General features: G+C 70.4%; 13 protein-coding genes. 7 read left to right on the top strand and 6 right to left on the bottom strand.

All coding sequences use genetic code 11. The annotated features are described in order from the left end of the window. Window positions 1–587: 587 nt before the first annotated feature. Window positions 588–1,796, top strand: coding sequence for a GGDEF domain-containing protein (locus tag ACYVIP_RS36265; protein ID WP_460404775.1), 1,209 nt, complete (start codon window positions 588–590; stop codon window positions 1,794–1,796). Here the strand turns inward: ACYVIP_RS36265 and ACYVIP_RS36260 are convergent, their stop codons facing one another. Continuing rightward, window positions 1,797–2,216: a winged helix-turn-helix transcriptional regulator gene (locus ACYVIP_RS36260; RefSeq protein WP_460404773.1), complete on the bottom strand. Its 420-nt coding sequence runs from the start codon at window positions 2,214–2,216 to the stop codon at window positions 1,797–1,799. 396 nt (window positions 2,217–2,612) lie between these two features. Beyond that, on the bottom strand, window positions 2,613–3,617 hold the full coding sequence (locus ACYVIP_RS36255) for an LLM class flavin-dependent oxidoreductase (RefSeq protein WP_460404771.1): 1,005 nt from the start codon (window positions 3,615–3,617) through the stop codon (window positions 2,613–2,615). A gap of 148 nt (window positions 3,618–3,765) precedes the next feature. Between ACYVIP_RS36255 and ybaK the strand changes: the two genes are divergently transcribed. Then, window positions 3,766–4,242: a Cys-tRNA(Pro) deacylase gene (ybaK, locus tag ACYVIP_RS36250; protein WP_460404769.1), complete on the top strand. Its 477-nt coding sequence runs from the start codon at window positions 3,766–3,768 to the stop codon at window positions 4,240–4,242. A 38-nt stretch (window positions 4,243–4,280) separates the two neighbouring features. On the opposite strand, the gene ACYVIP_RS36245 is transcribed toward ybaK, so the two are convergent. Beyond that, window positions 4,281–4,670 (bottom strand): YbaB/EbfC family nucleoid-associated protein, encoded by a 390-nt coding sequence (locus ACYVIP_RS36245; protein WP_460404767.1) that lies wholly within the window; start codon window positions 4,668–4,670, stop codon window positions 4,281–4,283. 39 nt (window positions 4,671–4,709) lie between these two features. Further along, window positions 4,710–5,192 (bottom strand): NUDIX domain-containing protein, encoded by a 483-nt coding sequence (locus ACYVIP_RS36240; RefSeq protein ID WP_460404765.1) that lies wholly within the window; start codon window positions 5,190–5,192, stop codon window positions 4,710–4,712. A gap of 68 nt (window positions 5,193–5,260) precedes the next feature. Here ACYVIP_RS36240 and ACYVIP_RS36235 point away from each other — a divergent pair, with 68 nt between their 5' ends. The 3 genes from ACYVIP_RS36235 to ACYVIP_RS36225 are packed head-to-tail and all read left to right on the top strand — an operon-like array spanning window position 5,261 to window position 7,419. Next, window positions 5,261–5,848: an ArsR/SmtB family transcription factor gene (locus tag ACYVIP_RS36235; protein WP_460404763.1), complete on the top strand. Its 588-nt coding sequence runs from the start codon at window positions 5,261–5,263 to the stop codon at window positions 5,846–5,848. Between the two features lie 3 nt (window positions 5,849–5,851). Further along, a complete protein-coding gene (locus ACYVIP_RS36230; RefSeq protein ID WP_460404761.1) occupies window positions 5,852–6,622 on the top strand; it encodes an SRPBCC family protein in 771 nt (256 codons plus the stop codon). After that, window positions 6,619–7,419, top strand: a complete 801-nt coding sequence (locus ACYVIP_RS36225) for an alpha/beta fold hydrolase (protein WP_460404759.1) — start codon at window positions 6,619–6,621, stop codon at window positions 7,417–7,419. Before ACYVIP_RS36230 ends, ACYVIP_RS36225 begins: the two co-directional genes overlap by 4 nt. Window positions 7,420–7,447: 28 nt before the next feature. Here ACYVIP_RS36225 and ACYVIP_RS36220 read toward each other — a convergent pair whose 3' ends face one another. Together ACYVIP_RS36220 and ACYVIP_RS36215 are read right to left on the bottom strand one after the other, a co-directional pair. Beyond that, entirely contained in the window at window positions 7,448–8,800 is a 1,353-nt protein-coding gene (locus tag ACYVIP_RS36220) for a GGDEF domain-containing protein (RefSeq protein WP_460404757.1), read from the bottom strand. A 91-nt stretch (window positions 8,801–8,891) separates the two neighbouring features. Further along, window positions 8,892–10,475: an LLM class flavin-dependent oxidoreductase gene (locus ACYVIP_RS36215; RefSeq protein ID WP_460404755.1), complete on the bottom strand. Its 1,584-nt coding sequence runs from the start codon at window positions 10,473–10,475 to the stop codon at window positions 8,892–8,894. 66 nt (window positions 10,476–10,541) lie between these two features. Here ACYVIP_RS36215 and ACYVIP_RS36210 point away from each other — a divergent pair, with 66 nt between their 5' ends. Continuing rightward, window positions 10,542–11,018 carry a MarR family winged helix-turn-helix transcriptional regulator gene (locus ACYVIP_RS36210; protein ID WP_460404753.1) on the top strand — a complete coding sequence of 159 codons (477 nt, stop codon included), beginning with the start codon at window positions 10,542–10,544 and terminating at the stop codon, window positions 11,016–11,018. A gap of 102 nt (window positions 11,019–11,120) precedes the next feature. After that, window positions 11,121–12,167, top strand: a complete 1,047-nt coding sequence (locus ACYVIP_RS36205) for a glycoside hydrolase family 5 protein (RefSeq protein ID WP_460404751.1) — start codon at window positions 11,121–11,123, stop codon at window positions 12,165–12,167. Window positions 12,168–12,180 lie beyond the last annotated feature (13 nt).

Below are 12,180 nucleotides of genomic sequence, written 5' to 3'. Positions count from 1 at the left end.
CACCTCCTCCACAAGCGACAACCGACAACGGACACACCGGGCGACCCACGGTCACCAGTCCCAGCTACGCGACATCTCGCACACCTCCGTTCCGCAGACTGACCGCCAAACTGCGCAGCACCGGCAAACCCGGCCTCACCAGTCCCAGCTCCGCATCACGCACACCTCCCGCACTCTCGACAACCGTCGATGAACCAACCGAGATCACCAGTCCCAACTACGCGACATCCCGCACACCTCCTTCGCCGGCGACAGCCGCTGAACACGGCATCGGGCAGATGAGCAAACCCACAGAGATCACCAGTCCCAGCTCCGCGACATCAGGCACACCACCTCTCCGGAAACCAACCGCCGCACCTGGCAACGGGCAGATGAGTCAACACACAGAGGTCACCAGTCCCAACTACGCACCGCTCACACCTCCTTCCACGGAGACGGCCGCCGGCCACCGCGAGGGGGACACCGGCCAGCCCGAAGGCCCCCGATCGACGCCCCCAGCATCCCTTTCCACTGATCAGCGGTCCAGGCTGCCGACGGGCTGGGCCATCTGGCGGGAATCACCACGGCCGCTCGTCCTCCTGCTGGCCGTGGAAGCCACGGCCATCACGCTCACGGTGTTCCAGGCGCTGAACGCCACGGTCGACGCCGCCGATCTGACCACGCTCGGCGTGATCGTCGTCCTCGGCCTCGCCATGGGTGAGATGACCAGGCACGTCGAACGGGTACGCCGGCGGTTCAACGACACGCCACACGTGAACCTGACCTCGGTGTGGACGTTCTCCGCGATCCTGATGCTGCCACCCGTACTGGTCCCCGTGGTGATCTGCGCGCTCTACCTGCACCTGTTCTGGCGCAGCTGGTACCGCGTGCGCAGCGTGCGCGCCTACCGCCTGGTCTTCACGGCCTCGACAGTAGTGCTGGCCGCCTACAGCGCCTCGGCCATCCGCGACCTGCTGACCCCGCCGGACATGTCCCTGTGGGGCAGCCCGACGGTCGTCGCCGCGGTGGCGCTCGCGGTGATCGTCTACTCGGTGGTGAACCTCGGGCTGGTCGCCACGGCCATCACGCTGCACGAGCGCAAGCTCAACGTGCGCCGTGCACTGGGCACCGGCAAGGAGGCCGCGCTCGAGTACGGCACCATCTGCCTCGGCGCGATCACCGCCCTGCTGATCAACATCCACCCCACCTGGGCGTTGCTGATCGTGCCGGCCCTGCTGGTGCTGCACCGCAGCGTGCTGATGCGCCAACTGGAGGAAGCCGCATCGACCGACCAGAAGACCGGCCTGGTCAACGCGACCTCGTGGACCAACATGGCCTCCGCCGAGGTCCGGCGCGCCGCGCGCGACGAGACCCAGGTCGGCGTGCTGATGGTCGACCTGGACCACTTCAAGGCGGTCAACGACAACCACGGCCACCTCGTCGGCGACCGGGTGCTGCAGGCGGTCGCGGACACGCTGACCGGCTGCGCGCGCCGCTACGACGTGGTCGGCCGCTGGGGCGGCGAGGAGTTCGTCGTGCTCTGCCCCGAGGTGACCGCCGAGGACCTGCGCGGCATCGGCGAGCGCATCTGCGAGCGGGTCCGCGAGCTACGCGTGCCGATCGCCGAGACCGGCGGCGTGGTGGCGAACCTGAGCGTGTCGATCGGGCTGGCGCTGTACCCGAAGTTCGGCCCCGACCTGCAGGACGTCCTGCTGGCCGCGGACGACGCGCTGTTCGTCGCGAAGGACTCCGGGCGCAACCAGGTACAGATGATCGTCGCCGCGATCGGCGACCTCAACGGCCACCGCGGGAGCTGATCAGGTGGCCTGGTCGGTCGGCCTGCCGGCGGCGTAGGCGGCCCTGGCCTGGCTCAGCTCGCCCCGGTGGTCCTCGGACCACTTCGCCAGCGGCAGCAGCGCGCGCAACAGCGACCGGCCCATCGGGGTCAGCTGGTACCAGGTGGAGCCGAACGTGCTCGGCCGGTCGATCTTGACGACCAGGCCGTCGCGCTGCATGCGGTGCAGGGTGTCGGTGAGCACCTTCTGCCGCAGCGGTCGCTCGTGGGTCACCCAGCCAAGGCGCTCCTCGGTCCGGTTGATGTGTTCGAGCAGTTTCGAGTACGTCATCGGGCGCGCGGTCAGCGACGCCAGCACAGCAGTCACCCACTGGCCGGACAACGCCCCCATCGCCTCATGGATGCCGTGTCGGTACGGCAGGCTCTCGTCGCTCAAGGTCACCCCCATCCCCAAGGTGGAGCATCAGTCTGCCGGACCGACTTCGTTCCGTGTTCAGCCGGCCACCATGACGTACGTTACGCCGAACGAGTGAATCGGTACACGCAATGCCTGGTCACGGTGTACGTACCCAGGAGTTGGCCGGTTACGCACCTTGCAGTGCGCCGAGGGTCTCGGTGTACGAATCACTCGGCCGCGGTGGTTCTGACTGCGGATCGGGGAGCCGGGGCGGCGGTGATGCCGACGAATCCGAGCCGCGGGTAACCATCCTTGCCCGCGTTGTCGGTGTCACCGCCAACCTGCCCCCCGCCGAGCGGTTCGAGCCACCGCGGCCGCGTGCCGCCGGTGATCGCGGGAGAGGGGGATCACCGGCGGTTCTCCCCGGCCCACGCGCCCGGCCTACGCGGTGAGGCCCTCGGCCACCTTCTCGGCGATCAGCTCGAACGACCGGATCCGGTCGTTGATGTCGTAGACCATCGTGGTCAGCATCAGCTCGTCGGCGCCCGTGCGGGCCAGCAGGTCGGCGAGCTGGGCACGCACCGTCTCCGGCGAGCCGACCGCCTGGTCGGCGAACCGGTCGTCGGCGAACGCGCGCTCCTGGTCGGTGTACGGGTAGGCGGCGGCCTCCTCCGGGCTCACCAGCGCCTGCGGCTTGCCCGTCCGCAGCTTGAGGAACGCCAGCGCGGCCGGCCCGGACAGGAACCGCGCCCGCTCGTCGGTGTCCGCGCAGATCGCGTTGACCGCGATCTTGGCGTAGGGCTTGGACAGCCACCGCGACGGCCGGAAGTTCGTCCGGTACAGCTCCAGCGCCGGGATGGTGTTCGCCGAGCTGAAGTGGTGGGCGAAGGAGAACGGCAGGCCGAGGATCCCGGCGAGCTGGGCGCTGAAGCCCGACGAGCCGAGCAGCCAGATCGCCGGCTCGTTGCCCTTGCCGGGCACGGCCGTGATCTGCTGGTCGTCGCCACCCTCGAAGTAGCCGATCAGGTCGGCCAGCTCCTGGGGGAACCCCTCGGCCGACAGCCCGGCCATCGTGCGCCGAAGGGCGAGCGCGGTGCGCTGGTCGGTACCCGGCGCCCGGCCGATGCCCAGGTCGACCCGCCCGGGATGCAGCGCCTCCAGCGTGCCGAACTGCTCGGCGACCACCAGCGGCGCGTGGTTGGGCAGCATCACCCCACCAGATCCGACCCGGATCGTCGAGGTGGCCGCCGCGAGGTGCGCGATCAGCACCGCCGGCGACGAGCTGGCGATGGAGGGCATGTTGTGGTGCTCGGCCACCCAGATCCTGCGGTAACCCAGCTCCTCGACCCGTTTGGCCAGCGCGGTGGTCGCCCGCAGGGCGTCGGTCGCGGTCGCGTCTCTCGCCAGTGGGGCGAGCTCCAGCACGGAAAGCGCTACATCACTCACAGTCGGGCCAACCACCGTCCACCCGGGTTTCTTCCCGCGCCGGCCGCCGCGTCGCGCCGGTTGGCCGTCGCCCTGGCGGTTGACCAGCCGCCAGGGTGCTGGCCGGCCTTCGCCAACGGCTGCCCACCCGCCGGCTAGGTTTGGCCGGGTGGCAGGAAAGGGAACGCCGGCGACCGTGCTGCTGACCAGGCAGCGGGTGGTCCACCAGGTGCACGAGTACGCGCACGACCCGAGGTCGCCGTCCTACGGCACCGAGGCGAGCGAGGCGCTCGGGCAGCCGGCCGAGCGGGTGTTCAAGACGCTGGTCGCGGAGGTCGACGGGGTGCTGACGATCGGGGTGGTGCCGGTGTCGGGCAAGCTCGACCTCAAGGCGCTGGCCGCGGCGGCGGGCGGGCGGAAGGCCAGGATGGCCGAGGTGGCCGCCGCCGAGCGGGCCACCGGCTATGTCGCCGGGGGCATCGCGCCGCTCGGCCACCGCAGACGACTGCCCGTCGTGCTCGACATCTCGGCGACGGCGTTCGACACGATCTTCTGCAGTGGCGGCCGGCGCGGCCTGGAGATCGAGCTGTCCCCCACCGAGCTGGCCCGGCTGGCCGACGCCACCGTCGCCCCCATCACCAGCTGATCCTGGCCGGGAGCGCGCATGCCATGAACGAGTGGCGTTCAGGGCATGGCCGGGCGGCCGCGTAGCTGTCGGTCGACGCTCTTGGCGATCACCTGTGCGGCCGGGGACCCGGTGCCGACGGTGTCCACGATGATCTCCCGCGACCGGTCGGCCAGCCTGCCGCGCGCGTCGCCGAGGGTGGCCATGATCGTCTGTGCGACGACCGCCGGGGCGGTGTGCTGGATCCGCTCGGTCAGCCGCAGGTCGACCATCGTGCCGGTCGAGTCGATGGTGACCTCGGCCAGCCCGCGCGGGTCGGTGGCCGACACCCGCAGGTCCTGCAGCCGGTCGCTCATCGTCCTGGTGTCGGCGGCCAGCTGGTCGACACGGCCCTGCCAGGCGGCCAGCCGCGCCCGCGCGGCCGCCGGGTCCAGGATGTTCCCCGCCATGTCCAGACCCCCTCACCGCCGTGTCCGAACTGACCGAGTCTAGCCAGCGAAATGCCCGGTGGGGAGGGTTGTGGCCAGACGGTCAAGGAACGGCAGCTGGCCACGGAGGATCTTCTCCGCCGCCAGCTCCAGCGGGAACCAGGCCACCCGGTCCAGCTCGGGGAACTCCTGGACACGCCCCGACTTCGGCGGCCACTCCAGCTCGAAGGTCCCGGCCACCACCTCGGCCGGGTCGAGGTCGCCCGCCAGCGCCCACGCGGTGACCGTCTTGCCGCCGGACTGGCGCACCTCGCCGAGCGGGACCAGCTCGCCCGGCGGCACCGGCAGGCCGAGCTCCTCGGTGAACTCCCGGCGGGCGGCGGCCGCTGGCTCCTCGTCGGGTTCGTACTCGCCCTTGGGCAGCGTCCAGGCCGCGGCGTCCTTGCGCGCCCAGAACGGTCCGCCCATGTGGCCGAGCAGGACTTCGACGCCGGTCGCCGACCGGCGGTACAACAGGATCCCGGCACTGCGTTTTGCTGGCACGACCCCAGTCTGACACCGACAACTCCAACTGTCTTGACAAAATAAATCGTCGGTGCAAAAGTAGCGCCATGTTCGACGTGGCAGTGATCGAAGACCCGGCCGTGGCCGAGATCTCCCTGGACCCAACGCGCGCCAGGTTGCTCGCGGAGTTGGCCGAACCCGGCTCGGCGACCACCCTGGCCAACCGGATCGGCCTACCAAGACAGAAGGTGAACTACCACCTGCGCACGCTGGAGCAACACGGCCTGATCGAGCTGGTCGAGGAGCGCCGCAAGGGCAACGTCACCGAGCGTGTCCTCCGCGCGACCGCCTTCTCCTACGTGATCTCGCCGGTCGCGCTCGCGCCGGTGCAGCCGAACCCGGCCCGCTCACCCGACCGGCTGTCCGCCCGCTGGCTGCTCGCGCTGGGCGCCCGGCTGGTGCGCGACGTCGGCATGCTGCTCACCGGTGCGGCCAAGGCCAGGAAACGGGTCGCGACCTTCGGGCTCGACGGCGAGATCCGGTTCGCCAACGCGGCCGACCGCGCGGCGTTCGCCGAGGAGCTGGCCCAGTCGGTCACCACGCTGATCGGCAAGTACCACGACGAAAGCGCCGAGGGCGGTCGTCCGCACCGCCTCCTCGTCGCCATCCACCCGAAGATCAACGACGAAAGCTGAGCCATGGGACACCAGTTCGAGCAGACCGACCAGGTCGAGGTGGACGCCACCCCGGAACAGGTCTGGGAGGCCATCGCCACCGGGCCCGGGATCGACTCCTGGTTCATGGGCCGCAACCAGATCGACGACGAGCACACCACCGTGCGCCAGTCCTTCGGCGGCTACGAGCCGGCCCACCGGATCACCGGCTGGGAGCCGCTGCGGCGGCTGGCCTACGGCGGGGACACCGCACCCGACGGCCGGTCCATCGCCTACGAGTTCCTGATCGAGGGCCGCGACCAGGCGAGCACCACCCTGCGCATGGCGACCAGCGGCTTCCTGCCCGGCGACGACTGGGCCGACGAGTTCGAGATGATGCGCAACGGCGGCGCGCTGTTCTTCGCCACGCTGTCGGCCTTCCTCCAACACTTCCCCGGCAGGGTCGCGGTCCCCCTGACCGTGTTCGGCCCGGAGGTGACCGACTGGACGCCGGCCTGGCGCGCGCTCGGGGAGGCGTTCGGCCTGTCCTACCCCGCGCGGACCGGCGACCAGGTCCGGTGCACGCCCGACGGGCTGCCCCCGGTGGACGGCGAGGTCTATTACACCAACCTGCAGACCATCGGCATCCGGACCGGCAGCGGCCTCTACCGGCTCATGCAGGGCCTCCACGGCCACGCCATCGCCAGCCACAGCGTGTTCACCAACGAACTCAGCGAGACCGACCGGGACGACCTCGAGCAGGCGTGGCAGTCCTGGTTCACCAAGACCCTGCCCGGAGAGGAAACCCCAGCATGACCAGCTACCTGACCTCCGCCGACGGCACCAGGATCGCCTACGAGCACACCGGCTCCGGCCCGGCGCTGATCCTGGTCGACGGCGCGATGTGCTACCGCGCGAGCGGCCCGGCACGCCCACTCGCCAAAGAACTCGCCGACACCTTCACCGTCTACACCTACGACCGGCGCGGCCGGGGCGAGAGCGGCCCCGGCGCGGAGATCTCCAGCCGCCGCGAGGTGGAGGATCTCGACGCGCTGGCCAAGGAGACTGGCGGCGCGCCATACCTGTACGGGATCTCCTCCGGCGCGGTGCTGGCCGCCGACGCCGCGGCCAGTGGTATCGGCGTGCCGAAGCTGGCGCTCTACGAGCCGCCGCTGATCGTGTCCACCGAGCACCGCGAGCCCTTACCGGGCGACTACCTCGAGCAGATCACCGCGCTGGTGGAGTCCGGCCGCGACGGCGACGCGGTGCGGTCCTTCCTACGCGCGGTCGAGGTTCCCGCCTTCGCGATCACGCTGATGCGGCTGCTGCCGGCCTGGTCGAAGATGAAGGCCGTCGCGCCGACGCTGCGCTACGACTTCACGTTGCTGCGTGGCCTGCAGCAGGGCGACCAGCTACCGGTCGACCGCTGGTCGACGGTCACCATGCCCACGCTGGTGGTCGACGGTGGGAAGAGCTCCGGGTGGATGCGCGCAGGCGTGCGCTCACTGGCCGACGTCCTGCCCAACGCGACCTACCGCACCCTGGACGGTCAGAACCACATGGTGAAGCCGCTGGCGCTGGCACCATTACTGAAGGAGTTCTACGCCGGCTGACGCCGAACCAGGGAGTCCGCTTGGGAGGTCAGTCGCCGGCGAGGCGGGCGGCGGGCAGTCTGGCCACCGGCACCCGGATCGTGCGGCCGGCGAGCCGGGTACGGTCCCGGCCGGCGTCCTTGGCCTCGTACAGCGCGGCGTCCGCGGCCAGCAGCAGCGTCGTGCGGTCGGTGCCGTGCTCGGGGAACACCGCCGCGCCGATCGACGCGGTCAGCCCCCCGACGACCCGTTCGGCGCCGTCCAGGTCGGTCACGGTCACCCGCAGGTCGGTGATCGCCGCGCGGATCCGTTCCGCGGCGGGCAGTACGCCGGTCGCGGTGAGGCCGGGCATGGTCACGGCGAACTCCTCGCCGCCGTAGCGGCCGACGATGTCGTGGGTGCGCACGGAGTCCCTGATCGCCGCGGACACCGCGCGCAGCACGACATCGCCGGCGAGGTGCCCGTACCGGTCGTTGACGCGCTTGAAGTGGTCGAGGTCGATGACCAGCACCGCCATGGTGCCGTCCAGCCTGCGGGCGTGGTCCACCTCGTCGGCCACCAGCTTCGCCCAGAAGCCGGCGTTGAACAGGCCGGTCTTCGAGTCGTTGCGGCTCGCGTCGCGGAACTGGGGCACCAGCAGGCCCATGTGCAGTGCCAGCACGGTCAGCACCAGCATCGGTGTCAGCCACGGCTGCGCGGTCATCACCACCGCCACACCGCCGCCGAGACCGACCGCGCCGGCCAACATCAGCTGGTCGTCGGCGGTGCCGAGCGCGGAGCGCACCGGGCGGTCCAGGTTCGTGCCGAGAATGGCGGCGACCACCAGCGAGTAGTTCACCAGCCGATAGACCACCGCCGCCGCGACCAGTGCGGCGAGCCCGACCGGTCCGACCAGTGCCAGCGCGTACGGGTGGGTGTGCGCCGGATACATCACCGCGAGCACCAGATGCGCTGCCACACAGGCGATCACCACGGTCGCCGCCGAGAAAACCTTGCGGTACAACAGCACACGCCGGCGGTAGACGCGCAGGTAGGCGTGTACGTAGCCGACCGCGATCAGCACGGAGGTGAGTAACACCGGTAACAGCAACACACTCGCGAACAACCACACCGACAGCAGATGGCTGTAGGGCACGCCGTCCTGGTTGATGTCGCGGATGCGCTCGATGACCCGCGCGGCCTCCTGGTAGATCAGCGCCGCGACCACCAGGACGACCAGGCAGACCACGTCCTGGTGGCGGATCTCGACGCCGATCGACGTGCTGGCGACCGCGGTGACCGCGGTGGTCTCCACGGTGAGCACGTAGGCCAGGATCGGCCGGGACACCGACCAGAGTTGCCAGCGTCGGGGCGTGAGCCGGCGCCACCCCTGCACCGGGTCGGGATGATCCGCGCCGTGCACCACCGTGTCCCCTTCACGAAGGTGGCCAACTTTATCCGCTCGCCAACCCGGTGTCGTGCGCCAAAAGGGTGAGAAGGCGTCGGCTGCCGCCTTAGGTGATTCCCAGTGGCAGCCTGGCCAACGGCTCGACCAGCGAACGCTCCTCATAGGACAGATGGGACAACAGCGTGTCGGTGAGCAGGTCGACCGCGTCGCTCAGCTCGTCGATACCCTTCGGGTCGCGGACCATCGCGACCAGTGCCGCGTCCACCCGGTTCAGCACGTCGTGGATCACCTCGTGTTCGGCGGCCAGCCGGTCGATGACCGGGGCCAGGCGCGGGTCGGCCCGGCGCAGCTGGGGGAACAACGCCTGGTCCTCGCCGGTGTGGTGCATGGTCACCAACCGGCAGTAGCTCTCGCAGTACGCGCCGAGCGTCCAGTTGTTCTGCCGCATGGTCATCTCGTTGATCGCCGACCGCGCGGCGCCGGCGTCGAGCCGGCCGTCGGCGACCTGGGCGACCAGCGAGCGCACCCGCTCCAGTTCGCCGCGCAGATGGTCGTGTATCTGGATCAGGTGCGCGCCGTCGGCCCGGCCGCCGTCGGTGTAGGTGGCGTTCTCGTCGGCCGCCGGCGCGACCGGCCGCGTCGACTCGTCCCACACCCTGGTCGTCGACAGCCGGACGCCGTCGTCGGGCGTCGGCCGCACGCCGACCACGGCGGGCGTGGCGGGCGTGGCGGGCGTCCGCCCCTCGGCCTCCTCGACGGTCACGGTGGTGGTCGCCGCCGGGGGCGGCTCGATGCCGAGCGCGCGTTCCTGGGCGACCAGCTCGCGTACGCCGGGCGCGACCTCCTCGGCGAAGCGCCGCAGGTCGTCGTCGCCGTCCGGCTCGACCATCAGCACGAAGCCGGAGATGCCGTCGGACAGTGCCAGCTCGGCGAGCTGTTCGATCCAGACCTTCGCCGGTCCGCGGAGGAAGTCGTTGCCCCGGCCGGAGAACGAGCCGACGATGTTGTACAGCCGCCGGATGTCCGAAGTGGACCTGCCGGCCGACTCGGCGGCCTCGTCGATGACGCGGTTCATGCCGGCAAGCTGCTCTGGCGGTGCGTAGGGCGAGCTCGGCAGCCAGCCGTCGGCGACCCGGCCGGTGAGCGCGAGCATGCGTTTCTTGTAGGCACCGAGCCAGATCCCGATGTCGTGCACCGGTTGTGGGCCGGGATGCGCGCCGGCCAGCCGGTAGTGCTCGCCGTCGAGCCGGATGCCCCGCCGGCCGGGGGTCCACAGTGCCCGGATGACCGCGACGGCCTCCTCGAGCGCGTTGATCGACTCGCCCGGGGTGCGCCGCTGACCACCCATGCCCTCGACGCCGTCCCAGAACGCGCCCGTGCCGAGACCGAGCTCGACCCGGCCGCCGGACAGGATGTCGAGGCTCGCGGCCGAGCGCGCGAGCACCGAGGGCGGGCGCAGCGGCAGGTTGACCACGTTCGGGAAGACCCGGACCGAGTCGGTGCTGGCGGCGATCACCGACAGCAGGGTCCAGGCGTCGAGGAAGCTCGGTTGGTAGGGGTGGTCCTGCACGCTGACCAGGTCGATACCGACCCGGTCGGCGATGCGGGCGAGGGTGAGCGTGTCGCCGGCCGCCTCCGCCGCGGGGGGCAGGAAGACGCCGAACTCCAGGGAATGACCGTAGTCGGGCATGGGATCAGTATGCCACGAGATATTCTGTCCAGCAGACGTTCTAGTGTGCCGCGTACCATAGTTCGCATGGCGGCACTGGACGGCGACCTCGGCTGGACTCTCGGCGTGGTGTTCCGCGCCTACCTCAAGGCGAGCGACGCCGTGATGGCCGGCGTGCCCGGTGGCCACCGGGCCTACCAGGTGCTCACCGCCGCGACCTCCGACGAGGCGCCGAGCCAGTCGGTGCTCGGCGAGCGGCTCGGCATCGACCGCACGGTGATGACCTACCTGCTCGACGACCTGGAGCGGGCCGACCTGGTCGCCCGCAGGACCGCCCCCGGCGACCGGCGCACCCGCATGATCGTGGCCACCGAACAGGGACACGCGCTGCTCAACCAGCTCGCCGAGCGGCTCGACCACGCCGAGGAGCACATCCTCGCCTGTCTGCCCGCACCCGACCGGGCGACGCTGAAGTCGCTGCTCACCCGCCTGGCGACACACACCAACGCGCGCGACCCGCTGCCGGACACCTGCGCGGTGGTCGCGGAGATCACCGCCCGCTGACCGCCTGTGGACAATTCCGGCGAAACGCCGTCAATCCCCCGATCGTCGGTTGTGCGGAATGGTCTAGACCCATGTACTGGTGGTGACGAAGGGAGACCCGCCGTGTTCCGTCGCGCCACCATCCTGCTCGCGGCCATCGCCGCGCTGGCCGTACCGTTCACCGGTCCCGCCATCAGTCCAACCGTCAGTCCCGCCGCCAGTTCAGCCGCCAGTTCCACCGCCAGTCCAGCGCCCGCCGCCGAGGCGCGGGCCGACGGCCAACTCCAGGTCTGCGGCGTCAAGCTGTGCGACGCGTCCGGGCAGCCCGTCCAGCTGCGCGGGATGAGCACCCACGGGCTGCAGTGGTACTCCCAGTGCGTCAACGACGCCTCCCTGGACGCCCTGGCCGGCGACTGGGGCGCCGATGTCCTGCGCATCTCCATGTATATCCAGGAAGACGGCTACGAGACCGATCCGGCCGGCTTCACCGACCGGGTCAGCGCCATCATCGACGAGGTCACCGAGCGCGGGATGTACGCGATCGTCGACTGGCACATGCTCACCCCCGGCGACCCGCACCACAACCTGGACCGCGCCAAGACGTTCTTCTCGGAGATCGCCAGGCGGCACAACGACAACACCAACCTGCTGTACGAGATCGCGAACGAGCCCAACGGCGTGCCGTGGTCCCGGATCAAGAGCTACGCCGAGGAGCTGATCCCGGTCATCCGCGCGGTCGACCCGCAGACCCCGATCCTGGTCGGCACCCGGGCGTGGTCCTCGCTCGGCGTGTCCGAGAGCGCCAACGAGTCCGAGGTGGTCGACAACCCGGTGAACGCGTCGAACATCATGTACACGTTCCACTTCTACGCCGCCTCGCACGACGACCTCTACCTGGACACGCTGTCCAGGGCCGCCGACCGGATCCCGATGTTCGTCACCGAGTTCGGCACCCAGACCTCCTCCGGCGACGGTGAGAACGACTTCGCCATGGCCCAGCGCTACCTCGATCTCATGGCCGACAAGCAGATCAGCTGGACCAACTGGAACTTCTCCGACGACTTCCGCTCCGGCGCGGTGTTCGAGACCGGCACCTGCCCCGGCGGCCCGTTCACCACGCCGGAACGGCTCAAGCCGGCCGGTGAGTGGATCCGCGACCGCATCCGGTGACGGGCATGCCGGT

Source organism: Actinophytocola sediminis, from assembly GCF_054779715.1.
Note: the sequence above shows the minus strand (reverse complement) of the source record. Positions and strands in the feature narration are given on the sequence as shown.

Coding starts and splice junctions, on each gene's coding strand:
- ACYVIP_RS36235 (WP_460404763.1), top strand. CDS start 5,261: ATGTTCGACGTGGCAGTGATCGAAGACCCGGCCGTGGCCGAGATCTCC.
- ACYVIP_RS36225 (WP_460404759.1), top strand. CDS start 6,619: ATGACCAGCTACCTGACCTCCGCCGACGGCACCAGGATCGCCTACGAG.
- ACYVIP_RS36230 (WP_460404761.1), top strand. CDS start 5,852: ATGGGACACCAGTTCGAGCAGACCGACCAGGTCGAGGTGGACGCCACC.
- ACYVIP_RS36210 (WP_460404753.1), top strand. CDS start 10,542: ATGGCGGCACTGGACGGCGACCTCGGCTGGACTCTCGGCGTGGTGTTC.
- ACYVIP_RS36215 (WP_460404755.1), bottom strand. CDS start 10,475: ATGCCCGACTACGGTCATTCCCTGGAGTTCGGCGTCTTCCTGCCCCCC.
- ACYVIP_RS36245 (WP_460404767.1), bottom strand. CDS start 4,670: ATGGCGGGGAACATCCTGGACCCGGCGGCCGCGCGGGCGCGGCTGGCC.